General features: G+C 63.7%; 16 protein-coding genes. 7 read left to right on the top strand and 9 right to left on the bottom strand.

What is annotated here, in order from left to right:
• Nucleotides 1–21 precede the first annotated feature (21 nt).
• From ACEUCR_RS00080 to ACEUCR_RS00060, 5 genes are all read right to left on the bottom strand, one after another.
• Nucleotides 22–855: a crotonase/enoyl-CoA hydratase family protein gene (locus tag ACEUCR_RS00080; protein ID WP_408773912.1), complete on the bottom strand. Its 834-nt coding sequence runs from the start codon at nt 853–855 to the stop codon at nt 22–24.
• Between the two features lie 69 nt (nt 856–924).
• Complete coding sequence (locus ACEUCR_RS00075; RefSeq protein ID WP_041996765.1) at nt 925–1,506, bottom strand: 3'-5' exonuclease; 582 nt, start codon at nt 1,504–1,506, stop codon at nt 925–927.
• 44 nt (nt 1,507–1,550) lie between these two features.
• On the bottom strand, nt 1,551–3,371 hold the full coding sequence (locus ACEUCR_RS00070) for a DUF294 nucleotidyltransferase-like domain-containing protein (protein WP_408787395.1): 1,821 nt from the start codon (nt 3,369–3,371) through the stop codon (nt 1,551–1,553).
• Between the two features lie 41 nt (nt 3,372–3,412).
• The gene (locus ACEUCR_RS00065; protein ID WP_041996759.1) at nt 3,413–5,128 is read right to left on the bottom strand and encodes a sodium:solute symporter family protein; all 1,716 of its coding nucleotides are present in this window, start codon (nt 5,126–5,128) and stop codon (nt 3,413–3,415) included.
• An 8-nt stretch (nt 5,129–5,136) separates the two neighbouring features.
• The gene (locus ACEUCR_RS00060) at nt 5,137–5,403 is read right to left on the bottom strand and encodes a DUF4212 domain-containing protein (RefSeq protein WP_041996756.1); all 267 of its coding nucleotides are present in this window, start codon (nt 5,401–5,403) and stop codon (nt 5,137–5,139) included.
• Nucleotides 5,404–5,640: 237 nt separating this feature from the next.
• On the opposite strand from ACEUCR_RS00060, the gene ACEUCR_RS00055 reads away from it, so the two are divergent.
• From ACEUCR_RS00055 to ACEUCR_RS00030, 6 genes are all read left to right on the top strand, one after another.
• Complete coding sequence (locus tag ACEUCR_RS00055; RefSeq protein WP_041996754.1) at nt 5,641–7,233, top strand: ABC-F family ATPase; 1,593 nt, start codon at nt 5,641–5,643, stop codon at nt 7,231–7,233.
• 554 nt (nt 7,234–7,787) lie between these two features.
• Nucleotides 7,788–8,636: a formate transporter FocA gene (focA, locus tag ACEUCR_RS00050; RefSeq protein ID WP_041996752.1), complete on the top strand. Its 849-nt coding sequence runs from the start codon at nt 7,788–7,790 to the stop codon at nt 8,634–8,636.
• A gap of 45 nt (nt 8,637–8,681) precedes the next feature.
• Nucleotides 8,682–10,964 carry a formate C-acetyltransferase gene (gene pflB, locus ACEUCR_RS00045; protein ID WP_041996750.1) on the top strand — a complete coding sequence of 761 codons (2,283 nt, stop codon included), beginning with the start codon at nt 8,682–8,684 and terminating at the stop codon, nt 10,962–10,964.
• Between the two features lie 285 nt (nt 10,965–11,249).
• Nucleotides 11,250–12,215, top strand: coding sequence for a tripartite tricarboxylate transporter substrate binding protein (locus tag ACEUCR_RS00040; RefSeq protein WP_041996748.1), 966 nt, complete (start codon nt 11,250–11,252; stop codon nt 12,213–12,215).
• A gap of 59 nt (nt 12,216–12,274) precedes the next feature.
• Nucleotides 12,275–12,736: a tripartite tricarboxylate transporter TctB family protein gene (locus tag ACEUCR_RS00035; protein WP_041996746.1), complete on the top strand. Its 462-nt coding sequence runs from the start codon at nt 12,275–12,277 to the stop codon at nt 12,734–12,736.
• Between the two features lie 9 nt (nt 12,737–12,745).
• Nucleotides 12,746–14,275, top strand: a complete 1,530-nt coding sequence (locus ACEUCR_RS00030; protein WP_392440737.1) for a tripartite tricarboxylate transporter permease — start codon at nt 12,746–12,748, stop codon at nt 14,273–14,275.
• Between the two features lie 123 nt (nt 14,276–14,398).
• Here ACEUCR_RS00030 and ACEUCR_RS00025 read toward each other — a convergent pair whose 3' ends face one another.
• The 3 genes from ACEUCR_RS00025 to ACEUCR_RS00015 are packed head-to-tail and all read right to left on the bottom strand — an operon-like array spanning nt 14,399 to nt 17,915.
• Nucleotides 14,399–15,064 carry a response regulator gene (locus ACEUCR_RS00025; RefSeq protein ID WP_408787394.1) on the bottom strand — a complete coding sequence of 222 codons (666 nt, stop codon included), beginning with the start codon at nt 15,062–15,064 and terminating at the stop codon, nt 14,399–14,401.
• Nucleotides 15,065–16,651, bottom strand: a complete 1,587-nt coding sequence (locus ACEUCR_RS00020; protein ID WP_041996740.1) for an ATP-binding protein — start codon at nt 16,649–16,651, stop codon at nt 15,065–15,067.
• Between the two features lie 43 nt (nt 16,652–16,694).
• Nucleotides 16,695–17,915, bottom strand: coding sequence for an ROK family protein (locus ACEUCR_RS00015; protein ID WP_392440733.1), 1,221 nt, complete (start codon nt 17,913–17,915; stop codon nt 16,695–16,697).
• 173 nt (nt 17,916–18,088) lie between these two features.
• Between ACEUCR_RS00015 and ACEUCR_RS00010 the strand changes: the two genes are divergently transcribed.
• On the top strand, nt 18,089–18,553 hold the full coding sequence (locus ACEUCR_RS00010) for a YchJ family protein (RefSeq protein WP_408787393.1): 465 nt from the start codon (nt 18,089–18,091) through the stop codon (nt 18,551–18,553).
• Between the two features lie 51 nt (nt 18,554–18,604).
• Here the strand turns inward: ACEUCR_RS00010 and ACEUCR_RS00005 are convergent.
• The coding region (locus ACEUCR_RS00005) for a T1SS-143 repeat domain-containing protein (RefSeq protein ID WP_408787392.1) at nt 18,605–26,013 on the bottom strand (7,409 nt) is incomplete at its 5' end.

Raw genomic sequence — 26,013 nt, 5'->3', positions numbered from 1 at the left:
ATTTTCTTTTCCTGACCCTCCTCAGAGGGCGTTGCGACGCGGCCCGAACCGCAGCCGCCAGCGAAACAGGCTGTTGAGGGTGGCCCGCCACTGATTCGGTCGCCCCAGGATCTGCTTTTGCAGCCGGGTCTCCTCCTTCAGCATCACCTCGTCGCTACGGGCCCAGGCCTGATGGTAGAGTCGCTTGATCCCCGCCAGCGCATCCGGCGACTTGGTGATCAGAGTGCGGGCAAAGGCGCGCGCCTCTTCCAGGGGATCCTCGCACACCCGGCTCACCAGCCCGAGCGCCCTGGCCTCGGTGGCCTCCAGCTCGCGGCCGCTCATGGCCAGCGCCATGGCGCTGTCCACCCCCATCAGGTTGCGCAGGGTGACGCTGCCGCTCATGTCGGGGATGATGCCCCACTTGATCTCCATCACAGAGAAGCGGCAATCCGGGGTGCTGAAACGAAAATCGGCCCCGAGCGCAATCTGCAGACCGCCGCCGAAACAGACCCCCTGGGTCACCGCAATCACCGGCACCGGCAGCTGATGCCAGCCGTACGCCACCCGCTGGGCCAGGTTGGTTGCCTCGTCCGCCTCGCGTTTGAGGATATCGAGGGCCGCCACCGGCTGCTTCAGCATGGATTTCACATCCAGCCCGGCGCAAAAGCCCCGCCCCTCGCCGCGCAGGATCACCGCCCGCAAGCCGCGCGTCTGCTGCAACTGCTCCAGCGTCTGCGCCAGCGCCCGGAACATGGCCAGATCCAGGGCGTTGAGCTTGTCCGGGCGCGTCAGCGCCACCTCGGCGATGCCCTCATCGAAGGTGAGGCTCACCCTGGGCCGGCCCGATATGGGCGCCCTTGCTGTCATTTCCATGGGTCATCCTTGTCGTGGAAACTGGTCGAACCACTAGACTAAGCGCGAAGGAGGTGGAGCACAAGCGCCTCAACCGGCTTGCAGCAGCAACGAGGCGAGCCGGGTCTCTGGCCGGGTCTGGGCCAGCAGCAGCAGGGCGCAACCATAGGCATCTTCCAGGGCATGGTGGCTGGTGAGGGGGGGCAGGTGGTGGCGCGCCAGGCAGCGGGCCAGGGTCAGGGCATCATCCCCGACCGTGCGCCCCGCCCGGTGCAGCTGGGCCAGCTCGAGGCGCAGGGTATCGAGAAACGGCCAGCCCGGCTCATGACCGAAGGTCTGCCGACAGGCGGCCCCGAGAAAGCGACGCTCCAGGGCGCTGTTATGGGCCACCAGCAGGCAACCCTGGGCCGCATCCATCAGGGCGCGCAGGGCGGTTTCGAGGGACTCTGCCTCCTGCAAGTCCCTGTCATGCACCCCGTGGTAGATGGCGCTCTGTCCCACGCTGACGGGGGGGCGTACCAGGAAGTAGCGCGCCTGGGCAGGCCGGATCTCGCGCCCCTCGATGGGCACCCATCCCAGGCTGACGATGTGATCCCGGCGGGGATCCAGGCCGGTCAGCTCCAGATCGATGGCCAGACAGCGGCGCTCGGTCAGGGTCTGTCCCGATCTCATGGCTCTCCAGAGGTGGGGCCAGCGGCCAAACCAGGTTGTCGCGCTCATAGCTGGCGGCAGAAGCGGTAAGAGAGCAGGCTTTGCCCCTCCTCGATCACGGCGAAGCACTCCTTGAGCTGATGGCGCTGCAACCCAGAGAGGGTGCCGGGATCCAGGTGATTGGAGAGGTGATCCGTCTCCTGCGCCTCCTGCTGTTCGAGGTGCAGTTTCCAGCGCAGCTCGGCCAGCAGATCGAAGGCATCTCCCAGGTTGCGGCACAGCGTCTTGTCCATGGCGCCGGCCGCCTCGAGGTCGCGCAGGCGCTGGCGGGTTCCGACGGCGGTCACCCCGGCGGCCAGGGCATAGACCCGCACCAGATCCGTGATGAGGCTGAGCCCCCGGGTCTTGAGATCCAGCCCCCTGTGCTGCTGCCCGTCCGGCTCCAGGATGAAGTGCTTGAACAGGCCAAGGGGCGCCCGCCGCTGTAACGCCGTCTGGGCCAGGTGCAGCAGGAAGAGGGGCTGGGCCGCCGCCTGCGCCACCATGGCGCCGAACATGGCATCGAAGCGGGCCTGGCTGCCCGCCACCAGACGCACGTCGAAGAAGACGGTGGCGTTGAGCAGGGCCTGGGGGGTCGGGGTCTGGAACCAGCCTCGAAACCGGGCGAGCCAGGCGGCCTCGTCCAGGCACAGCTCCGGGTTGGTCGCCATGATGTTGCCGGGACAATAGGGCAGGCCGCAGCGGGCCAGGCCGTCGCACACCAGGCGCGCCAGGCGGGCAAAGTAGTCGGCCACCGCCCCCACTGCGGGCTCGGCCAGCAGCAGGCCGTTGTCCTGATCCCCGTTCAGTCCCTGATCCCGGCGGGCGAAGGAGCCAAACACGAGCCAGCAGAACTCGCAAGGGGCCGGCCCCAGGGCCGAGAGGGCCAGGGCGATCAACCGCTCGGTCAAGGCGTCCGTCACCGTGGCCAGGATGTGGGCTGCCTCGTGGGCCGGCACCCCCTGGCGCCCCAGAATACGGGTCAGCCTGGGGATCTGTCGGCTGCAGCGCACCAGACCCTCGAGATCGGGCTGGCGCTCTATGTCGGTCAGGAGATAGACGGGATGCTCCTGCTGGGCCCGCACCAGATCCGTGACCGTCACCATGCCGACCACCCGCCCCTCCCCCATCACCGGCAGATGGTGCACCCGCCGACGCCCCATCTGCTGCAGGGCCTCGAACAGATAGGCTTCCCGATCGATGGTGATAGGATCCCGGGTCATCGCCTGGGCCACCTGTGTCTGCGCAGGCAATCCCAGCGCCAGCACCCGGCTGCGCAGATCCCTGTCCGTGATGATGCCAAGCAGCCGCCCCTCCTCCTCCACCAGCAGGGAGGAGACGCGCCGCTCGCTCATCAGCTGCGCCGCGGCCTGCACCGTCTGCCGGGGGCCTGTCACTATCTTGTGATCCTGCACCAGATCCCGCACCTTGAGGGTGAAGTAGCCCTCGGTCGGGGGGGGTGTCTGCTGGTGCAGGGTGCGGGCCGCCAGGCGCAGGAAGAAGTTGTCCAGCACGGGCCAGCGCTGCCGACAGCGGCCAAACGCTTCGCCATCGAGCCAGTAGACCAGGGCGTCTTCCTCGCAGATCAGCCGGTCGCTGCGCCCCTCGGGCTGCTGGTAGCCATCAAAGTCCCCCTCTTGCAGCTTCTCCAGCAGCGTCTGTCCGTCGTGGCGGGCAAACAAGCCGGTACGCACTATCATCAAGCGCCCGGCCGGGGCGGGGACCACCTCGTGGGCCCGAAAATAATAAACCGAGATGGCTCGCGCCAACTCGGTCTGCTCTTCTTTCCCCAACTGCTGAAAGGGGGTGGTTCGGGCGAGAAACTCACTTATCTCAACCAGGGCCATGGTGCCTCCGACGGGAGGGGCCAAGCCCCTCCCTGAGTGGATCAATGCTCGTGGGCTTCACCCGCCCCTTTCGGGAAGCGAATGCTCTCCACTATGTGCTGCACCTCGTCAGGCACCGGCTTGGTGAGCAGGCTCACCACGTAGGAGACCACGAAGTTGATCACCATGCCGACCGTGCCTATCCCTTCCGGCGAGATGCCAAACAGCCAGTTTTCCGGCACGTTGGCGGCCATGGGCGTGATGAAGATGCCCTTGAAGTAGATGATGTAGCCGATGGTGAAGACGATCCCCGCCAGCATGCCGGCGATGGCCCCCTCCTTGTTCATCTTCTTGTAGAAGATCCCCATGATGATGGCGGGGAAGAAGCTGGCCGCGGCCAGACCGAAGGCAAACGCCACCACCTCGGCCACGAAGCCCGGCGGGTTGATGCCCAGATAGCCGGCCACCAGTATGGCCACGGCGGCGGCGCCACGGGCATAGAGCAGCTCCTGCTTGTCCGTGATGTTGGGCATCAGGTTGCGCTTGAGCAGATCGTGGGAGATGGAGGTGGAGATGACCAGCAACAGGCCCGCCGCCGTGGAGAGCGCCGCGGCGATGCCGCCGGCCGCCACCAGGGCGATGACCCAGTTCGGCAGCTTGGCTATCTCGGGGTTGGCCAGGACTATGATGTCGCGGTCCACCTTCATCTCGTTGCGATCATCGTTGGAGTAGAACATGCGGCCATCGCCGTTCTTGTCCTCATGGGAGATGAGCCCCGTCTTCTCCCAGTTCTGCACCCACGCGGGGGCATTGGCGTACTCGGTACCCTGGCCATCGGCACCATTGATGGTGTCGACCATGTTGACCCGGGCAAAGGCGGCAACCGCAGGGGCCGTGGTATAGAGGAAGGAGATGAACAGCAGCGCCCAGCCGGCAGAGATGCGGGCATCACGCACCTTGGGCACGGTGAAGAAACGCACGATCACGTGGGGCAGACCGGCGGTGCCGACCATGAGGGCACAGGTGATGGCAAACACGTCCATCTTGGACTTGATCCCGTCCGTGTAGGAGGCAAAGCCCAGATCCTGGGAAATGGTGTCCAGCTTGTCGAGCAGATAGGTGTTGGAGCCATCCACCAGGGTGGCACCGAAACCGGTCTGGGGCAGGATATGACCCGTCATCATGATGGAGATGAAGAAGGCCGGCACCATGTAGGCGAAGATCAGCACGCAGTATTGCGCCACCTGGGTATAGGTGATCCCCTTCATGCCACCGAGTACGGCGTAGAAGAAGACCACCGCCATGCCGATGACCACCCCAGTGGTGATGTCCACCTCGAGGAAGCGGGAGAAGACCACCCCCACCCCGCGCATCTGACCCGCCACATAGGTGAAGGAGATCAGGATGGCGCAGACCACGGCAACGGTTCTGGCGGTCTGGGAGTAGTAGCGATCCCCGATGAAGTCGGGCACGGTGAACTTGCCGAACTTGCGCAGGTAAGGGGCCAGGCACAGTGCCAGCAGCACATAGCCACCGGTCCAGCCCAGCAGGTAGACGGCGCCATCGTACCCCATGAAGGAGATGAGACCGGCCATGGAGATGAAGGAGGCGGCCGACATCCAGTCAGCGGCCGTGGCCATGCCATTGGCAACGGGATGGACCCCGCCACCGGCCACGTAAAACTCCTTGGTTGATCCGGCACGAGCCCAGACAGCGATCCCGATGTAGAGCGCGAAGGTCAGGCCGACCACTATGTATGTCAGTGTCTGTAAATCCATTTCACACCTCAGTCTTCATGAACATCATATTTGCGATCCAGTTTGTTCATCTGGTGAACGTAAACGAAGATCAGGACGACAAACACATAGATGGCCCCCTGCTGGGCAAACCAGAAGCCCAGCTTGAAGCCAAAGAGATGAAACTGATTGAGCCAGTCGGCCAGTATGATGCCCGCCCCATAGGAGACGGCGAACCACACCAGCAGCAACTTGAGCATCAGGGAGAGATTCTCCCGCCAGTAGGCCTTGGCCTTGTCTTCACTTTCAAATGCCATTTCCCAACTCCATTTGTTAACGAAATGTTTCACGCTCAATCTAGCAGCTGTTTGTCTTTAGGAAATCACGACTTTAGTCTTAACAGGCTCTTATGACGCCCGTTTTGGCCGCCATCGCGCCCCCGCTTTCCCCCCGAACCACCCCCTCGGACGACCCGGATCACACTTCTCGCTAAAACTTTCGGGGAGCTTGTGCCATAATGCGCGCCATTTGGCAGACAACCCGGGACAGATCCTTTGTTAAGCAGCAACAACATCACCATGCAGTTCGGCGCCAAGCCGTTGTTTGAGAACATCAGCGTCAAGTTTGGCGGCGGCAACCGCTACGGCCTCATCGGCGCAAACGGCTGTGGCAAGTCCACCTTCATGAAGATCCTCGGCGGCGATCTGGAGCCCACTGGCGGTAATGTGAGCCTGGACGTCAACGAGCGGATCGGTAAGCTGCGTCAGGATCAGTTCGCCTACGAAGAGATGCGCGTGCTGGACGTGGTCATGATGGGTCACACCGAGCTGTGGGCCGCCATCGCCGAGCGCGATGCCATCTATGCGAATCTGGAAGCGACCGACGACGACTACATGAAGGCCGCCGAACTGGAAGGCCTGGTGGCCGAGTATGACGGCTATACCGCCGAATCCCGCGCCGGCGAGCTGCTGCTGGGTGCCGGCATCCCCATCGAACTGCACAACGGCCCCATGAGCGAAGTGGCCCCGGGCTGGAAACTGCGGGTGCTGCTGGCACAGGCGCTCTTCTCCAACCCCGACATCCTGCTGCTGGACGAACCGACCAACAACCTGGACATCAACACCATCCGCTGGCTGGAGCAGGTGCTCAACGATCGCGAGAGCACCATGATCATCATCTCTCACGACCGTCACTTCCTGAACTCCGTCTGCACCCACATGGCGGATCTGGACTACGGCGAGCTGCGGGTCTACCCGGGCAACTACGACGAGTACATGACGGCCGCCACCCAGGCCCGGGAGCGTCTGATCGCCGACAACGCCAAGAAGAAGGCCCAGATCGCCGATCTGCAATCCTTCGTCTCCCGTTTCAGTGCCAACGCCTCCAAGTCGAGCCAGGCCACCTCCCGCCTCAAGCAGATCGACAAGATCAAGATCGAGGAAGTGAAGGTCTCCAGCCGTCAGAACCCCTTCATCCGCTTCGAGCAGGAGAAGAAGCTCTACCGCAACATCCTGGAGATCGAAGGGCTGTCCAAGGGGTATGGTGAGGAGCCGCTGTTCAAGGGCCTCAACATGATGCTGGAAGTGGGCGAGAAGGTCGCCATCCTGGGGACCAACGGCATCGGTAAATCCACCCTGATCAAGACCCTCATGGGGGAGCTGGCGCCGGACAGCGGCACCATCAAGTGGTCCGAGAACGCCCAGATAGGCTACTACGCCCAGGATCACGCCGACGATTTCGACACCGATCTCAACGTGTTCGACTGGATGTCCCAGTGGAAGCAGCCCAACGAAGACGAGCAGGCGGTACGCTCGGTGCTGGGTCGTCTGCTCTTCTCCCAGGACGACATCAAGAAGCCGGTCAAGGTGCTTTCCGGTGGCGAGCAGGGTCGCATGCTGTTCGGCAAGCTGATGATGCAGCGCCCCAACATCCTGATCATGGATGAGCCGACCAACCACCTGGACATGGAATCCATCGAATCCTTGAACCTGGCGCTGGAGCTCTACAAGGGGACCCTGATCTTCGTCTCCCACGACCGTGAGTTCGTCTCCTCCCTGGCGACCCGCATCATGGAACTGACCGAGAACGGCATCCGCGACTTCGGCGGCACCTACGAGGATTACCTGCGCAGCCAGGGCGTGGTGTAACCCGCTTCCGCTCCCTTCGCAGCAACACCGGCGCCCGCAAGGCGCCGGTTTTTTTATGGCCACCACACAGGCTCGCCCCCTCCTGCCCTCCCTGCTTCGGCCCCGCCCGCACTCCCGGTCTCCTCATCCAGGCCTGTCCGCGCCAGACGCAGTTCACCCCCTTTCCTCCCCGTGTCAGTGCATCCGGACAGATAGTTGTCATATGTAACCGACTTTACCTCGGCTATACTGGTGGCGCCGCTTCCCGTCATGATAATAACCAACAAAAATCACCCCTTTGGAGGGAGGGCATTCAGAGGGGACGCAGGCGGAGGGTGTGACCAGGTTCGATCAGGACTCAGCCGGACTGGAGCTTGATAACCTGAACATAATCATTTAGTTATAAAAATATCATTTATATATCAGTTGAAACTAGCACCGAGGGAGCGGCGCCATTGCGGCCATAAAACTGTAGTAAAATTACATTCGCAATCGGCCAACCTTGATCGGCATCAATTTCGGGGATCACCCCCTTTGTTATGATTTCCACAGGCAAAATCCCAGGACAATGACAATTGAAAGCAGAATCCCCCTTTGACTGTCTCAAGCCCGAAACCATAGCCGCACTGGCCGAAGACATCACCTATGCCAAGGCCACCAAGCCCGCATACAAGGTCATCCCCCTGGCCATCACAGCAGGCGCTTTCATCGCCATCGCCTTTGTCTTCTACATCACAGTCACCACCGGCTCGAACGGCATGGCCTGGGGCATGGCCAAGCTGGTGGGCGGTCTGTGCTTCTCCCTCGGCCTCATCCTCTGTGTCCTGCTCGGTGCCGAGCTGTTCACCTCCACCACCCTGACCCTGGTGGCCAAGGCGGCGAATCGCATCAGCTGGAGCCAGCTGTTCAAGAACTGGGGCCTGGTCTACTTCGGCAACCTCATCGGCGGCCTCATCATAGTCGCCCTCATCATCATGTCGGCCGAGTACACGGCGGCGGATGGTCAATGGGGACTGAACGCCATGAAAGTGGCCCAGCACAAGCTGCATCACACCTTCTTCGAGGCCCTGGCCCTCGGCATCCTGTGCAACCTCATGGTGTGCCTCGCCGTCTGGATGTCCTTCGGCGCCCGCAGTGCCACCGACAAGGTGATGGTGATGCTGCTCCCCGTGGCCATGTTCGTGGCATCGGGCTTCGAGCACAGCATCGCAAACATGTTTATGATCCCGGTTGGCATCGCAATCCACAGCGTCGCAAGCCCGGAGTTTTGGCAGGCCATCGGCCAGAGCCCGGCGCAGTTTGCCGACCTGACCGTTTCGAACTTCGTCTTTCACAACCTGATCCCCGTGACCATTGGCAACATCATAGGTGGCGGCGTCATGGTTGGTCTGACTTACTGGTTTATCTTCCGTCGCCATCATTAAGGATGATGACGGGGTACTACATCAATACCGTGTGAGGTAATGAAAATGGCAGAACTTAACGAGCAGTTCCAGGCAGCATGGGAAGGCTTCGCGGCCGGTGAGTGGCAGACCTCTGTCAACACCCGCGACTTCATCCAGAAGAACTACACCCCGTATGAAGGTGACGAGTCCTTCCTGGCTGGCGCGACCGACGCGACCACCAAGCTGTGGGACAAGGTCATGGAAGGGATCAAGATCGAGAACCGCACCCATGCGCCGGTCGATTTTGATACCGACCTGCCCTCCACCATTACCGCTCACGATGCCGGTTATATCGACCAGGGCCTGGAGCAGATCGTCGGCCTGCAGACCGACAAGCCGCTCAAGCGCGCCATCATCGCCAACGGCGGTATCAAGATGGTAGAGACCTCTTGCAAGGTGTACGGCCGCGAGCTGGACCCCATGGTCAAGAAGATCTTCACCGAGTACCGCAAGACCCACAACCAGGGCGTGTTCGATGTCTACACCAAGGACATACTGAACTGCCGCAAATCCGGCGTCATCACAGGTCTGCCCGATGCCTACGGCCGTGGCCGCATCATAGGTGACTACCGCCGCGTGGCCCTGTACGGCATCGACTTCCTGATGGCCGACAAGCTGGCCCAGTTCAAGTCCCTGCAAGCCGATCTCGAAAACGGCGTCAACCTGGAAGCCACCATCCGTCTGCGCGAAGAGATCTCCGATCAATACCGCGCCCTGGATCAGATGAAAGAGATGGCCGCCAAATATGGCTGCGACATCTCGGTACCGGCCAAAAACGCCAAGGAAGCCGTGCAGTGGACCTACTTCGCCTACCTGGCGGCAGTCAAGTCCCAGAACGGTGCCGCCATGTCCTTCGGTCGTACCTCCAGCTTCCTGGACATCTACATCGAGCGTGACCTGCAAAAGGGCCTGATCACCGAGCAGGAAGCCCAGGAGCTGATGGACCACATGGTCATGAAGCTGCGCATGGTGCGCTTCCTGCGTACCCCGGAATACGATTCACTGTTCTCAGGCGACCCCATGTGGGCCACCGAAACCCTGGCCGGCATGGGCGTGGATGGCCGCACCCTGGTCACCAAGAACAGCTTCCGTATGCTGAACACCCTCTACACCATGGGCCCCTCCCCCGAGCCGAACCTGACCATCCTCTGGTCCGAGAAGCTGCCGGTGGCGTTCAAGAAGTACTGTGCCAAGGTGTCCATCGAGACTTCTTCCGTCCAGTACGAGAACGACGATCTGATGCGTGCCGACTTCAACAACGATGACTACGCCATCGCTTGCTGTGTCTCCCCGATGATCGTGGGCAAGCAGATGCAGTTCTTCGGTGCCCGTGCCAACCTGGCCAAGACCATGCTGTACGCCATCAACGGCGGCATGGACGAGAAGCTCAAGATCCAGGTCGGTCCCAAGACCGAGATGATCACCAGTGAGTACCTGGACTATGACAACGTCATGGACCGTCTGGATCACTTCATGGACTGGCTGGCCAAGCAGTACGTCGCCGCCCTGAACATCATCCACTACATGCACGACAAGTACAGCTACGAAGCCTCCCTGATGGCGCTGCACGACCGTGACGTCTATCGCACCATGGCCTGCGGCATCGCCGGTTTGTCCGTGGCGGCCGACTCCCTGTCTGCCATCAAGTACGCCAAGGTCAAGCCGGTACGTGACGAAGATGGCGTGGCCATCGATTTTGAAATCGAAGGGGAATACCCGCAGTTCGGCAACAACGACGCCCGCGTCGATGACATCGCCTGCGACCTGGTCGAGCGCTTCATGAAGAAAATCCAGAAGCTCAATACCTACCGCGGCGCCGTGGCGACCCAGTCCGTGCTGACCATCACCTCCAACGTGGTGTACGGCAAGAAGACGGGCAACACCCCGGATGGCCGTCGTGCCGGTGCGCCGTTCGGCCCGGGTGCCAACCCGATGCACGGTCGTGACCAGAAGGGCGCCGTTGCGTCCCTGACATCCGTCGCCAAGCTGCCGTTCGCCTACGCCAAAGATGGTATCTCCTATACCTTCTCCATCGTGCCGAACGCCCTGGGTAAAGACATGGAAGCCCAGAAAGCCAACCTGGCCGGCCTGATGGACGGTTACTTCCACCACGAAGCCAACGTAGAGGGTGGCCAGCACCTGAACGTCAACGTGATGAACCGCGAGATGCTGCTGGACGCCATGGAAAACCCGGAGAAATATCCGCAGTTGACCATCCGCGTATCCGGCTATGCCGTTCGCTTCAACTCGCTGACCAAAGAGCAGCAGCAGGACGTCATCACCCGTACCTTCACCGCATCGCTGTAAACCAGTCGCAGTGAATCAAAACCGGCGCCAAGGCGCCGGTTTTTTTATCTGCCCCCTTGTCGCCCCAGGCCTCGCCCGCCTTTGCCTCCCGGGCCCGGCGCAGACCCGGCTCCGCCTCCCCGGCACGTCCCCTCATTCTTCGGTCTTGCGGCAATCCCGCCCAGGGAAAGGCGCGAACAGAATGAACACAATGGCCACAACAGCCGAAATAACCATTTCGGTCACAATCTTTTCCGGCTGGCCACCTCGCATTAACCTTCCTGCAACAATCACAAGGAGAGCACCATGTTGCAAGGAACCTTCAAGCGCACCCTGATCGGTAGCCTGCTCGCACTGAGCTTCGGCGCCCATGCCCAGATCGACGAAGTCCACTTCCTGATCCCCGGCGGCGCTGGCGGCGGCTGGGACACCACGGCCCGCGGCACAGGTGAAGTGCTGGCCAAGTCCGGCCTGATCAAGACCGTCTCCTACCAGAACATGTCCGCCGGTGGCGGCGCCAAGGCCATCGCTCACCTCATCGAGACCTCGGCCCAGTCCGACAAGACCCTGATGGTCAACTCCACCCCCATCATCGTCAAATCCCTCTCCAAGGAGCTGCCCCAGTCCTTCCGGGACCTGACCCCGGTCGCCGCCATCATCGCCGACTACCAGGCGCTGGCGGTGAAGGCGGATTCCCCCTATCAGAACTGGGCCCAGTTGCTGGCCGCCTACGAGGAGAACCCGGCCAAGGTGAAGATCGCCGGGGGCTCGGCCCGTGGCAGCCTGGATCACCTGGTCGCCGCCCTGACCTTCAAGAATGCCGGCGCCGACGCCAGCAAGCTGCGCTACGTCGCCTACGATGCCGGTGGCAGCGCCATGGCCGCCGTGCTGGCGGGTGAAACCCAGGCCATCTCCACCGGCTTTGGCGAGGCGATGGAAGCGGTCAAGTCCGGCCAGATGCGGATCCTCGGGGTCACCTCCGACCAGCGTCTACCGGGGGCGGATCAGATCCCCACCTTCAGCGAGCAGAACAACCCCACCGTCTTCGCCAACTGGCGCGGCTACTTCGCCTCCCCCACCATCAGCCCGGAGAAATCCGCCGAGTTTGCCACCCTGCTCAAGCAGATGTACGACAAGCCGGAGTGGGAAGTGGTCCGCAGCCGCAACAGCTGGACCAACCTCTACAAGTCCGGTCCCGAGTTCACCGCCTTCCTCGATGGCCAGGAGCAGCAGATCGGCGGCCTGATGCGCGAGCTCGGCTTCATCAAGTAATCCTCGTTGTCACATAACAGGCGGGCGCTGCCCCGCCGTCCATGTTGGAGAGAAGACCCATGAACATCACCAAGGAGCGACTGGGAGGCCTGCTGTTTTTGCTGCTCTCTCTCGCCTATGGCTACTACGCCACCGAGATCCCGGGCTACCCCGGCGACGAGTATGAACCCTTCACCGCCAGCACCCTGCCCTATGCCCTGGCCGGGCTCGGAGTGCTGCTCTCCCTGCTGCTGGTGATCTTTCCCGGGGGCGAACCCTTGCGCCGGGAAGAGGGAGACTGGCGCCGGGTCTTCATCCTGCTCGGGCTCATGGTGGTCTATGGCCTGGGGCTGACCTGGTTTGGCTTCGTGCTCTCCACCATCGCCTTCCTGACCGTGGGCATACGGGTACTGGGTGAGCCCAGCCTGCGCTACGGCCTGATGATCAGCGTCCCCTTCTCCCTCGGTTTCTGGGCCCTGCTCACCAAGGGGCTCAACGTCTATCTGGAGCCGGGTCGCCTGTTCACCCTGCTCGGGTTTTAAGGAGTCACCATGTTAGACGGAATCTTGCAAGGACTCGGCACAGCGCTGCTGCCGGTCAACCTGATGATGGTGGTGCTCGGCTGCTTCGTCGGCACCTTTATCGGCATGTTGCCGGGTCTCGGGCCCGTCACCGCCATCGCCCTGATGATCCCCATCACCTATGGCCTGGATCCCTCCTCCGGCATCATCCTGATGGCGGGGGTCTATTACGGCGCCATCTTCGGCGGATCCACCTCCTCCATCCTGATCAACGCCCCCGGCTGCTCGGCCACCGTGGTCACCGCCTTCGACGGCTACCCCCTGGCACGCAAGGGTCAGGCGGGCAAGGCGCTGGCCATCGCCGCCTACGCCTCCTTCACCGGCGGCACCCTCTCCGCCATCATGCTGATGGTGGCGGCGCCCCTGCTGGCCAAGGTCTCCCTCTCCTTCCAGTCGGCGGACTACTTCGCCCTCATGGTGCTGGGCCTCTCCGCCGTGGCGGCGTTTGCCGGCAAGGGCCAGGTGCTCAAGGCCCTCATCATGGCGCTGTTCGGCATCATGATCTCCACCATCGGCATCGACCGCAGCGTCGGGGTGGACAGGTTCACCTTCGGTCTGCCGGACTTGCGCGACGGCTTCTCCTTCCTGTTGCTGGCCATGGCCACCTTCGCCCTCGCGGAGATCCTGATGGCGGTGCTGCGCCCGGGCAAGGACAACAGCGAGGAAGAGGCCAAGCAGATGCAGCAGCTCGGCAGCCTCAAGCTCAGCAAGGAAGAGGTCAAGGAGATAGCGCCCCCCATCGCCCGCTCCTCGGTGCTGGGTTTTCTCATCGGCGTGCTGCCGGGGGCTGGCGCCACCATCGCCGCCTTCATGGCCTATGGTGCCGAGCGCAACATCGCAGGCAAAAAGCATCAGGATCAGTTCGGCAAGGGCAGCCTGCGCGGCCTGGCGGCGCCGGAAGCGGCCAACAACGCCGCCTCCACCGGCTCCTTCGTGCCCCTGCTCACCCTGGGGATCCCGGGCTCGGGCACCACGGCCCTGATCCTGGGCGCCCTGGTCGCCTACGGCATCCAGCCGGGCCCGCGCCTGTTCATGGAGCATCCGGATGTGTTCTGGTCGGTGATCATCTCCATGTATCTGGGCAACGTGGTGCTGCTGGTGCTCAACCTGCCGCTCATTCCCTATCTGGCCAAGGTGCTGGCGGTGCCGCGCCCCGTGCTCATCCCCATGGTGCTGCTCTTCTCCCTGACCGGGGTCTATCTGGTGTCGTTCAACACCATGGACATCCATGTGATGACCCTGGTCGCGCTGATCGCCATCGGCCTGCGTCTGCTCACCTTCCCCATGGCGCCCATGCTGCTCGGCTTCATCCTGGGGGGCATGCTGGAGGACAACCTGCGCCGCGCCCTGGTGATCAACGACGGCAGCCTGAGCTTCCTGTGGGAGCGCCCCATCACCCTGGCCTTCACCCTGATCACCCTGACCATGCTGCTGATCCCGCTCTGGCAGTGGTGGCAGGCTCGCAAGGAGCCCAAGGGCACCCCGGTCACGGATCACTGAATCCTTGGCACTCTGCCGCCCTGTACCCTACCCATAAAGTGCAGAGACCTTGATGAGTGATACTCCGTCATGAATGAAAAGAGCGCCGAAAGGCGCTCTTTTTTTGCTTGGCAGACTCCGGCGTCAGCGGCGACGATAGCGCCGCTCCGGGCGCCCGACCGTGCCATATTCGAGCTCGGGGAAAGCCAGCTGCTGGCCCACCAGAAACTCCAGGTAACGGCGCGCCGTGGTGCGGCTCACCCCCACCCTGGCGCCAATCTCCTCGGCGCTCGCCCCCTGGCCCACCAGGGCGCTCAGCACCCGCTCCAGGGTGAGGGCATCGATGCCCTTGGGCAGGGTCAGGGGCTGGGCGGCGCCAGTGCCGGCGCCAAACAGGGCGTCCACATCCTGCTGGCTGATGTCCGCCAGGCTGGCCAGGGCCAACCGGCTCTGCTGATACTTCTCCAGGGTGCTCTTGAGCCGCTCGAATACCACGGGTTTCAAGATGAAATCCACCACCCCGAGCCGCATCGCCTCCTGCAAGGTGGCGGCTTCCCGCGCCGCCGTGAGCAAGATGACATCCACCTCCGCCCCCTCCTGGCGCAACTGCTTGAGCAGCCCCAGCCCTTCGCCGTCCGGCAGCCAGACGTCGAGCAGCACCAGATCGGGTCTGAGCACGGCGATCTGCTCGCGGGCATCACTTAAGGTGAGGGCCAGGCCGCACAGGACGAAGCCCGGCAGCCGCTCGACGAAGCGGCGGTGGATCTCGGCGATGGCCGGATCGTCCTCCACTATCAATACCTTGATCATTCACACGTCCTTGGGAATGTAACAGACAAAACAGCTGCCCCGCTCGGTGGGCTCGATGTGGATCTGCCCCTTGAGGGCATCCAGGGTCTTGCGCACCAGGGCCAGGCCGATGCCGTGGCCGGGCTCCGCCTTGCAGCTGACCCCGGGCTCGAACAGTCGATCCGCCAGCGCCGGATCGACGCCGCCGGCGCCATCTTCCACCTCCAGCACCAGATCCTGCCCCAGATCGCTCAGGGAGACCCGGATGGGCTGATAGGGGGCGCCGTGGCGGCGGGTCGCCTCGAAGGCGTTGTCGATGAGGTTGCCAAGCAGGGTCACCAGCTGGGACCCAGAGACCCGGGCGGGAATGTCGTGCAGCCGCGAGCCCGGCTCGACGATGAGCTCCAGCCCCAGCTCGTGGGCCCTGTGATACTTGCCCAGCAGCAGGGCCGCCACCTTGGGCTTGGCGATCGCCTCCATCAGGAAGGCCAGCAGGGTCTGCTCCGTCTCCGCCTCCCGGCCGATGAAGGCGAGGGCCTCCTCATAGGCCCCCAGTTCGATGAGGCCGGCGATGGTGCCGAGCTGGTTGTTGTGTTCATGGGTCTGCACCCGCAGCAGATCGCTGTAGGCCTGCACCTGGCTGAGCTGGGCGGTCAGCTCGGCCAACTCGTCCTTGCGCCGAAAGCTCGACACGGCACCGATCAGCTCGCCGCCCCGCACCAGGGGGAGGCGGTTGACGATCAGCTGCTGGCCGTTGAGCCAGATCTCCTCGTCATATTGTGGGGTGGGATCGTCGATGAGAGAGAGCATGCGGGTCTCGGGCAGCAGCTCGTTGACGGGGCGACCGATGGCCCGCCTGGCCTGCCCCTCCTCCAGGCGCAGCAACTTGATGCCGTTGGGGTTGAGGGAGGTGAGCCGCCCCTCGCCATCTATGGTGAGGATCCCTTCGCGCACCGTGCGCAAGGTGCAGTCGAGCTCGGCGTAGAGGCGCCCTATCTGCTCGGGTTCGAAGCCGAAAATCGCCTTCTTGTAGCGCCGCGCCAGCCAGCCCGCCGCCAGGCTGTTGAGCAGCACGATCAGCAGGGTGATGAAGAGGCCAAAACGCAGGAAGCCCCGCAAGTCCGCATCTATGTCCCGCACCAGGTAGCCGACCGATACCACGCCGATGATCTGGCCCAGCTCGTCCCGGATCGGGGTCTTGCCACGCACCGAGACCCCGAGGGAACCCTGGGCGTGGGAGACATAAGATTCCCCATGCACCAGGGCCCGGGTCGGATCGTCCCCCACCATGGGCTTGCCGATGCGATCGGCCCTGGGGTGGACCAGCCGCAGGGCATTGCTGTCGCCGATGACGATGAAGCTGGCCCCCACATCGGCGCGGATCCGCTCCACCAGGGGATTGAGGCGTGCCGTGTCGGCCCGGCGCACCTGAGCGATCACCGCCGGGTTCCGGGCCACCAGCTGGGCCACGTCCAGGGCCTGATCCCCTATCTCCCGGTAGCGCTGCTCCGAGACATAGTAATAGCTGGCGGTGCTGAGCAGGATGAGTTGCAACAGGCTGATAAAACACAAGATGAGAAGGAAGCGTCCCTGCAGTCCCAGTTTCATCGCCCCCCTCCCGTCGCCTTGAAGGCGCGGGCCTTGCCGCCCCTCATGACTCGCCGCTCCCGCCGCGAAGCAGCTCCAGCAGCAGGCTGCCGTCGCGCAGGGCCTTGTGCACCTGCACCGAGGTGGGCTTGGTGGGATCTTCGTAGAAATGGGTGGACTCGATCTGCAGGCGCACCAGGTAATCGGCGGGCAGCTGGCTCGCCAGGGCCTGATGCAGCATGGGGAACAGCAGGCGATCGGCCCGGGTGATCTCGCCCCCCAGCAGCAGCTTGCCGGGATTGAGCAGGCAGATGAGGTTGGCCAGCACCCGGGCCAGGCGTCCCGCCGCCTGGTGCAGGATGTCCTGGCACAGGTTGTTGCCCGCCAGGGCCAGCTCGCACAGCTCGCGGATGGTGACGCTCTCGGGCAGATCGGATTCCGTGCCCGCCATGCGCTCGCGCAGCTCGCGATACTGGGCCTCCAGCGCCTGATTGGTGACCAGGGTACAGGCGCAGCCAAACCCGCCGCAGTAACAGCGCTGACCATAGGGTTCGAGCTGCAGATGGCTGAGATCCCCGAGCATGGCGGACTCGCTCTCCATCAGCTGGCCATTGACCACCATGCCCACCCCTATGTCGTTGTGGACGAACACCAGCACCGCATCGGCGCAATTCTTGGCCGCGCCCCATTCGCGCTCGGCCTGGATCCAGGTGCGCACGTCGCCGCTCACCAGCACGGGCACGGAGAAGGCCTGCTCCAGGGTCGGCCCGAGCGGCCAGTTGCGCAGATCATAGTAGGGGAAGTGGCGCACCATGCCGGAGTGACGCTCCACCTGGCCGGGCAGACAGAGGGCGATGCAGGCCAGGCGCAGGGCCCGTTTGGGCAAGAAGGCCTCGATGGCCTGGATCAGGCTGGGCAGCAGGTCGCCGCGCTCCCCGTCGCTGAACTGATGGCGATGGCGAGCCAGGGAGCGCCCCGCCAGATCGAACAGGGCCATGTCCACATAGCCCCGCCCCAGACGCATGGAGAGAAACTGGAAGCGGCGCTCGTTGATGCGCAGCAGGATCTGGCGCCGACCGCGGCCAACGGAACTCTCGCCGCAGGGCACCACCAGACCGCCATCGAGCAGTTCCCGGGTGATCTTGGTGATGCTGGCGGGGGAGAGCCCGGTCAGGCGGGAGAGATCGGTGCGGGACAGCTCCTTGTGCTCCTCCAGACTGGCATAGACCAGGCCGTAATTGAGCTGACGGATCAAATCGATACTGCCTTTGACGATCTCATTCATAGGGTCTGTTAACGAAGCGGGCGAAAGATGGCTAATGTTCCCATATTCTCGGCCAATCCCCAAATCGCGCCACCAAGTTCCCGGCCCCGATCACTTAACCGGCCGCAATGCTGGTCTGCGGCCCCCCGCTTTGACTACAATTGCGCTCCCATGATCCACAGACGACCGATGCCATGACCCCTTGCCCCTGCACTTCCACCCTCCCCTATGCCAGCTGCTGCGCCCCCTTCCATCAGGGTCAGGCGGCCCCCAGCGCCCGGCAGCTGATGCGCTCACGCTACAGCGCCTTCGTGCTGGGACTGGGGGAATACCTGGTGCAGAGCTGGCACCCGGATTATCTCGGCGATCTCACGGCCGCCGAGCTGTCGCGTCAGCAGACCCGCTGGGCCGGGCTCGAGATCCTGGCCACCCAGGGGGGCGAGGCAAGCGATGAGGAGGGCGAGGTGGAGTTCAAGGCCTGGTTTGCCGAGCAGGGACAGCGCCACTGCCTGCACGAGCGATCCCGCTTCGTGCGCCTGGCGGGGCGCTGGGTCTACACCGACGGGGAGCAGTTTGCGGTCGATCCCCGGCCGCTGCCCGGGCGCAATGATCCCTGCCCGTGCGGCAGTGGCAAGAAGTTCAAGAAGTGCTGCGGGTGAGACGCTGACGCGCCAGACATGACAAGGCCGCCCGAGGGCGGCCTTGTTGCATCAGGGGTGGTTGATGATGAGGTGCTGACTGTCGATGAGGGAGGTCAGGATCTCGCTCTGACTGCCCCCGCCCAGATCGAGGCTGGAAAGATCCACGTCCCTCAGGGCGATGGACTGGGTCACCTGACCGCTGCCATCGGGGGAGATATCCAGCCGCAGATCGCTGGCACCATCGCTGCCCGCCGTCACCGACACCTGGACATGGGCGAGCAGGTCGTTGATGCTGCCAGCGCCGCTCCCCTTGAGCATGTCGCTGAGATCCAGCCTGTCTCCCTGTGCCAGGTTGAAGTCGGTGATGGTGTCGAGGGCCGGCTGGCCGGCCGTGCCCGCATCCGGCAACTGCCAGACGAAGGTGTCGCTGCCCAGTCCCCCCGTGAGGATGTCATTGCCGGCGCCGCCATAGAGGATGTCATCCCCCTGACCGCCCACCAGATGATCATCGCCGCCGCTGCCATGGAGCTCATTGCCCGCCACCGTGTGCACGGCCAATGTGTCCGGTAGCGAGCTGATGACGCTGCCGCCCGAACTGGACTCAGCCTGCAGGGCAATGCTGTGATCCCCGACCCCCAGCCCATCGAGGAAGAGGGGCAGGTTGCTGTCCCCGGGCAGCAGCCAGTCGCCGTTGCCCAGATCTTGCCCCACGGTATGGCCATCCTGATCCAGCACCTGGGCACCGCCCAGGCCACTGAGCCGGATGCTGAGCTCACCGGGCTCGGGATTGGCGACCCAGGCGCTCAGGCTGAGGGGGACCCAGCCCCCCGCCAGGGCGGTGACGTCGTGGCTGTCCAGGGTCAGGGTGGGCTGATCGGCCTGGGCCGCGATCGCGATGCCCACCTGGCCGCTCGCCTCCAGGGCGCCCCCCGCCCCCGTGTTGCCGAGATCCGAGACCACCAGGCTCAGGTTGTCGTCTCCCCAGTAGTCGGGACTTGGCTGATAGTGCACCTCGCCGGCCAGGAAGGCGTTGAGCGCATCCTGGGAGCCCGTCAGGGTCAGGCTGTTGCTGTTGCTGCCAAGCACTGTGATCCCGGCGCCGGCCCCGGCCACCAGCAGGCCGTGCTCGACCCTGAGGGTGACCTGTACCGGCGCCGTGCCCGCATCCAGATCCTTGACGCTGATGCCGCCCAAGATGAGATCCCCGTCCTCATCCACCGAGAGTGCACCCGCAGGCAGGGTCAGCTCGGGGGCGTCGTTGACCGGCGCCACCTCGATATCCAGGGTGCTGCTGACGTCCTGACCTCCACCGCTGCCGGTGTTGCCAAGATCGTTGGTCACCATGGTGAGGCGATCCTGGCCGTTGAAGTCGGCATCCCCCTGGTAGGAGACCCCCTTGTCCAGCAAGGCGTTGATCGCGTCCTGGGACCCCAGCAGCACCAGATTGCCGCTGCCATCGCCGCTCACTGTGACGCCACTGCCATCGACCACCGTCAGGGTGCCGTTGTCCACGCTCAAGGTCACCCGGATATCGCCATTATCGGCATCCACGTCCTGCACCCGCAGGCCCTGGATCAGATGAGGCGCATCCTCCTGGGCAACCTGGGTGCCTGGCAGGATATTGACGGGATCGTCGTTGACCGGTTGCACCTCGATGGGCAGCACGTCAGTGTCGCTCAAGGGGCCGCCGCTGCCGGTGTTGCCCAGATCATTGGTGACCATGGTCAGGGCGTCGTCACCATAAAAGTCCCCATTGCCCTGATAGACCACGCCACCGGAGAGCAGGGCGTTGAGATCCGCCAGGGAGCCGGTCAGCACCAGGGAGTCGGTGCCGTTGCCAGTCACGGTCACGCCGCTCCCTGCCGGCAGGGTGAGAGTGCCGTGCTCCACCGACAGGCGCACCTCCATGGTACCGCTGCCCGCATCCACGTCGATCACTTGCAAGCCATTGATGGTAAAAGGCGTGTCCTCCTGGGCCACCTGGGGATCCCCGGGCAGCACATTGACGGGAGCGTCGTTGACCGGGCTCACCTCCACCTGGATGGTGCCACTGACCTCGGGGCCGAGGGCACCGTTGTCCAGGCTCTGGGCCGTGACCTTGATGTCCAGAGTGCCGTTGGCGTCATGGGTCACCAGCTCCACCCCATCGAGCTTGCCGCCCTCCGTGGTGATCTGCCAGCGGCCGCCCCCCAGATCCACCACTGTGCCATCCACCCCGTTCGGCAGCCGGATTTCTGCGCCATCGGGCACCCCTTCCAGGGTGACGCGCACCTGCTCGGGGCCGTTCTCGTGCACATTGCCGGCGCTGCCGCCGGTGGCCTGGGTGTCCCGGGTCTCCACCCCCAGGTTCAGGGTGATCACATCCCCTTCGGTGCCGCTCGCCTTGCTTTCTATGTCGGCGATGATGGCATCCCCCACCGGATTGACGGTGACGGTGAAGCCGGCGCTGGTTTCAAGGGGCTGGGTGAGCCCCTTGTCCAGGGTAAAGGCGCTCAGGGTCAGATCCACGGTGCCGCTGAAGTCCGCAGGCGGGATCAGGGTCAGCTTGGAGAAGTCGGTGCCGACAGGCACCTGCCAGACGCCACCGCCGTTGTTGACCGCCGGGGCCGACAGGGTGAAACCATCCGGCACCCCTTTTATCTGCAGCGCCACTATCTGCTCGGAGCCATCATTGTCAATCAGGGTCGCGCCGAGCCCGCCGAGGCTCACGCTGCCATCCTCGTTGCCGCTCACATCCTTCACCGTGAGGTTGGCCGGATCATTGACCGGCAGCACCTCGAAGCTCGCATTGCCGCTCCAGCTGCCCCGATCCGTGCCCGTGGTGGCGGTGTCGAGAATATCCACCGCCACCGCCAGCGGCACCTTGCCGCTGAAGTGCTCCTTGGGCACGAACACCAGATCCTTGAGATCCGCCGGGTCATTCACCGTGAGGGTGGTGACCGGCTGGCCGTTGCCGTCGAGGAAGTGCCCATACTGGGGATCCACGGTCACGACCACCCGCTCCACGGTCTCGAGACCGCCATCGGTCACCGAGGGGCTGATGTCCGCGAGCTTGACCGAGAGATCGAGGTGGATCTCGGTGTCTTCCAGGTTGTCCGGTTTGCCGTCGCCGTTCACATCCTTCACGTTCAGCTGCAGCTCGGGCAGGCCGTCCGCCCCCCCCTTGATGTCCACCTCAGGGGTGATGGAGAGGGTGACTTCCTTCTCCACCGCCTTGGAATCACCGCTCACGGTGTCGGTATTGACCAGGCGCACCTTGAAGCCCAGGCCGTCGCCGGCGTAATCCTCGGGCAAGGTCAGGGTGAGGCGGTCGAGATCATCGAGGCCACCCGGCAGCTTGATGAGGTACTCGCCGTTGACGAAGTCATAGGTGAGCCCCTGCACGTTGACGCCCGGTGGCAAGCCTGTGATGACGATGCTGAGCTCGTCATCGCCGATATCCGCCGTGCCCAGGGTCACCATCTGCTTGAGCTGGCTGCCGAAGTCGACGCCGTGATCCTCCACCCCCGTGATGGGGGCGCTGTTGTCGAAATCGACGTCGGCCGCAATCTGGCCCGAGTGGGTAGCGCCATTGAAGTCGGCGCTGGCGGTGATCTCCCGCACAACCGGCGCGCTCACATCCCCTTCATTGTTGTCGCCAAGGTCGATCACCCTGGCGCTGACCTTGAAGGTGACGGTACCCGTATAGCCATCCGGCGAGCGCAGGGCATAGCTGCCGAGGGCGTCGTGGGGCACGGTCCAGTTGCCCTGACCGTCGTTGATCCCGCCCACCACCACGAAGCCGGGGGGCAGATCGCTGATGACCAGGTAGTCGATGGTCTCGACGCTGCTGGGGTCCAGATCCTCGAACACGAACACATCCTTGAGGGGAATGTCGTGCCCGTCCGGGCTCTCCAGCTGACCGGTCTGCACCAGGTTGCCATCGGGCTCCACCACCGCCTGGATATCCACGTGCAGGGTGCCGTCGATCACCTTCTGGGCGGTGGCGCTGGAGTCCACATCCACTTGGGTCACAGTGACATGGCTCTGGAGTGTGGTGTCCCTGTCGCTATCCTCTGGCCCCTTGACCAGCAGCTGGCCGCCGCCGAGCAGGCTCTGCAACTCGGCGTCGCTCAAGTCCACGGCGCCGCCGCTCACCGTCAGCTGGGTATCCACTCCCCCGACCCGGATCCAGATCTCGTAACCGGGTTCGATACCGGAGAGGCTGAGGTGGGTCACCTGCTCGGCGCCATCGGTCAAGATCGGATGCCAGTCGAGGACGGTGAACTGATCCTCCAGACCATGGCTGGTCTTGGCATAGTCGGTGGCGTCGATGGCCGGCTCCACCTTGATGGTGAGCGGTGTCTCGAACGACTTGCTGTCACCGTCGTTCTCGGTCACCACCACACGACCGATCAGATGGATGTCTTCGGTACTGTTGAGGGGGGGCTTGACCTGGATGTTGCCCAGACTGCCAATGTCCACCTGATAGATGGGGTGACCGTTCCCATCGAGCCCTGCATAGGTCAGGGTCAGCGGATTGCCTTGACCATCGAGCACCTGAGCACCATCTGGCAAGCCAAAGAGCACCAGGTTGAGGGTTTCAGAGGTATCCCCCGGTGCATTGGGGAACTCCCCCGAGATGAGCTTGAAGTCCAGAGGAGCGCTACCGTCCTCCTGGATGGTGATCTCGAACCCCCTGTCGCTGGCAGGCTGCCATTGACTGGTATCGAGATCCAGCAGCGGCGTATCCACCACCCCCACCAGATCCACGTGCAGGTTCTGGCTGCCGGTCACCTTCTCGTTGACCACGGTATGGGTCTGGCCATTGGCATCGGTCAGGATGGCGGTGTCTTTCACCACCCCTGTGATGACGAGCGTGAAGTCGACGTTGCTCTCCGGTGCAGGTTGCAGCTTGAGGTTCCCAATCTGGTCATAGGGCACCTCGTAGTAACCGTTGGCATCCAGGGTGACCACCACACCGCCCAGCAGCAGGGTGGCGCCGGCGGGCAGCCCTTCGATACGCACGAACAGGGTCTCTGAACCGTCACTTGCGTCGCCAGGGTGGGCCAGCACTATCTTGCTGCCCAGATCGAGCAGGGTGTCTTCCTTGCCCTGAAGATCACGAATGGTGAGACTGGCGTCATCCGCCACCGGGTTGACGTTGATCACCAGCTCGATGGGATCCCCAAGGGCCGTCTCCTGCCCGGTGACCACAGGGGTCTTCTCGGTACTGACCGGGGTCACAATGAGCTTGATGTCGCCGCTGTAGTCCTTGCCGGGCACCACGGTCACCTTGTTGATGTCGCCACCGGCCACCGTGTAGAGGCCGTTCGCCCCCGGGGTGAGCGCCTGGCCGTTCAGGGTCAGCGTGCCCTGGCCGGAGGCCCACTCTATCTGGTAGCTCAGGGTCTCGGAGCCGTCCGTGTCGGTGAGGCCCGCCTTGACGTTGAGGGTGATGCCGTTGCTGTCTTCATCCGTGGTGTAGTGCTGGTGCGTGCTGCCGGACTCCCACAGGGGTTTGTCGGCGATGCCCTGCACCGTGATCTCCAGGTTGCCGGTCAGCACCGGGGGCTTGCTCCCCTCTGTGACCCCCACCTGCAACTGCACCGGGAAGCGCAGCGGATTGCCTGCATTGTTGTAGCTCGAGTAGTCATGATCGGGCACGAAGGTGACACCGCTGAGCTGGAACTTGTCATCGGTATTGGCCACCGCCACCATGGCCTCCGGCGGCACCTGATACCAGGTCTTGCCGCCCTGGGTGATGGTGGTCAGTGCGATGCCGTTGAAGTAGAAGGTGCCCTGGGCATTGGCGGGCGCCTGGATAAGCAAAGTCTCCACATGCTCGCCCCGATCATAGTCGCCGACGTCCAGGCTCATGTTGATGGGGATGCCCTGGCCAGGATCGGTTGCCCCCGCGTCCTCGGCACCGGTGACGGCGCTGACGGTCAACGTGCCCGCCTCGTCCCTGATGGTCAGGGTCAGCACCCCATCATCGGTATCTCCGTCCCCGTCCACCAGCTGGAAATCGATGGTCTGCACCAGGGTCTTGTTGTTGTGGTCAATCCCGCTCAGGGCGGTGAAGCTGTATCTGCCCTCGGCATTGATCACCAGGGTGCCGATGGGCTGACCTGTGCCGTCTGTGACCGCTATGGTGGTGTTGCCGCGGGGCGCTATCTCGTGTTCGACCCCGTTGATGGTGACCGATCTCACCACGGCATCGTCCGCCCCCTCGCTGGCGGTGGCCAGCAGATCGCCACTCACCTTGCCGCCCTCGTTCAGGGTCTTGCCCGCATCCACAGCCACGGGCACGTCATCCTGCACGCTCACGTGGCCGATCACCTCGGCGCTCAGATCCCCGTCGCTGTCCAGGGCCTGCAACGGCAGCTGGATATCCAGCAGATCCTTGCCCTGGACACTGTGATCCAGATTGCCGGTGAGCTCGAAGGTATAGCGGCCGGACACATCCAGGGTCAGCTTGAAGATGAGCTTGCCCCCGCTGTCCTTGCCAAGGTAGACACCCGGCTGGCTGTCTGCGCTGAGGGTGACCGCCTTGCCCCCCGAGGTCAGCTGGTTGAGGGCGTTGAAGCGGGCCACATCCAGTTGCAGGGACGCCACCCGGTCGCTCCCGGCGGCGATGGTCACCTGACCGATGGCCACCTCTCCCGTGCCAGACGGGCTGGTACCCCCGTGCTGACCACTGCCGCCATCGAGATCCGACTCCTTGACGGTGACGCTCTCTATGGTGGTGATCACGGGATCGGCAGCATCCGTGATCACCGCCGTGGTCTCGCCGGTGATCACGGAGCCGTCACTGTCGGTCACCTTGACCGGCAGGGTCAGATTGAGCCTGTCATCCGCCCCGTGATCCAGGTTGGTGTGCACCGTCACCTGGTAGTCCAGGGTCACAGTGCTGTGGGCCCCTATGCTGACCGGCACGCTCGGCAGGGTCACACTCAGCACCAGGGTGCCGCTGGCGGTGACCGCCTGGAAGCCGTGGCCATTGCTGCCAGGCACCTCCTGCCAGGTGAGGGTCTCCCCGTTGTGGGTGATGGGGTTGCCATTGGCATCCACCACCTGGCCGGAGAGGGTCAGGCGCACATCCACCACGGGATCCGAGTCCGCCGTGATGGTCAGGGTGCCGCTGGCGTGCTGATCGTCCGCGGTCTGGTTGCTCGCGGCCCCGTCGAAGCGCCCCTCGGTCAGGGTGACGCCGGTGAGGCTGAGGGTCGGCTTGTCCCCTTCCGCGATGCTGATGTTGAGGGTGCCCGTGGTGCTGTCGTTGTTGCCCGCCCCCTTGTCGCTGTCGACGACATTGACCTTGAACGGCAGTTCGGTGCTGCTGCCATTTGCCTGGTGTACCCCCTCGAACAGGGTCACCTTGTAGTCGAACGCGTTGCTGGCGGCGTTGTCGAGCTTGCCGCTGATCTCCACCTGCAGCACCTCGACCCGCACCCCGTTCACGTCCACATAACCCTTGAGGATCTGGTTGCCCGGAA

The sequence above is a fragment of the Aeromonas bivalvium genome, assembly GCF_046078285.1.
GTDB classification, from domain to species: Bacteria; Pseudomonadota; Gammaproteobacteria; order Enterobacterales; family Aeromonadaceae; genus Aeromonas; species Aeromonas bivalvium.
The sequence above is the reverse complement of the archived record's forward strand: the minus strand, read 5'-3'. Positions and strand labels throughout refer to the sequence as shown.

Excerpts from the sequence above, each read along its gene's own strand:
- ACEUCR_RS00080 (WP_408773912.1), bottom strand. The coding sequence starts at position 855 with ATGGAAATGACAGCAAGGGCGCCCATATCGGGCCGGCCCAGGGTGAGC.
- ACEUCR_RS00075 (WP_041996765.1), bottom strand. The coding sequence starts at position 1,506 with ATGAGATCGGGACAGACCCTGACCGAGCGCCGCTGTCTGGCCATCGAT.
- ACEUCR_RS00070 (WP_408787395.1), bottom strand. The coding sequence starts at position 3,371 with ATGGCCCTGGTTGAGATAAGTGAGTTTCTCGCCCGAACCACCCCCTTT.
- ACEUCR_RS00065 (WP_041996759.1), bottom strand. The coding sequence starts at position 5,128 with ATGGATTTACAGACACTGACATACATAGTGGTCGGCCTGACCTTCGCG.
- ACEUCR_RS00060 (WP_041996756.1), bottom strand. The coding sequence starts at position 5,403 with ATGGCATTTGAAAGTGAAGACAAGGCCAAGGCCTACTGGCGGGAGAAT.
- pflB (WP_041996750.1), top strand. The coding sequence starts at position 8,682 with ATGGCAGAACTTAACGAGCAGTTCCAGGCAGCATGGGAAGGCTTCGCG.
- ACEUCR_RS00040 (WP_041996748.1), top strand. The coding sequence starts at position 11,250 with ATGTTGCAAGGAACCTTCAAGCGCACCCTGATCGGTAGCCTGCTCGCA.
- ACEUCR_RS00035 (WP_041996746.1), top strand. The coding sequence starts at position 12,275 with ATGAACATCACCAAGGAGCGACTGGGAGGCCTGCTGTTTTTGCTGCTC.
- ACEUCR_RS00030 (WP_392440737.1), top strand. The coding sequence starts at position 12,746 with ATGTTAGACGGAATCTTGCAAGGACTCGGCACAGCGCTGCTGCCGGTC.
- ACEUCR_RS00025 (WP_408787394.1), bottom strand. The coding sequence starts at position 15,064 with ATGATCAAGGTATTGATAGTGGAGGACGATCCGGCCATCGCCGAGATC.
- ACEUCR_RS00020 (WP_041996740.1), bottom strand. The coding sequence starts at position 16,651 with ATGAAACTGGGACTGCAGGGACGCTTCCTTCTCATCTTGTGTTTTATC.
- ACEUCR_RS00015 (WP_392440733.1), bottom strand. The coding sequence starts at position 17,915 with ATGAATGAGATCGTCAAAGGCAGTATCGATTTGATCCGTCAGCTCAAT.
- ACEUCR_RS00010 (WP_408787393.1), top strand. The coding sequence starts at position 18,089 with ATGACCCCTTGCCCCTGCACTTCCACCCTCCCCTATGCCAGCTGCTGC.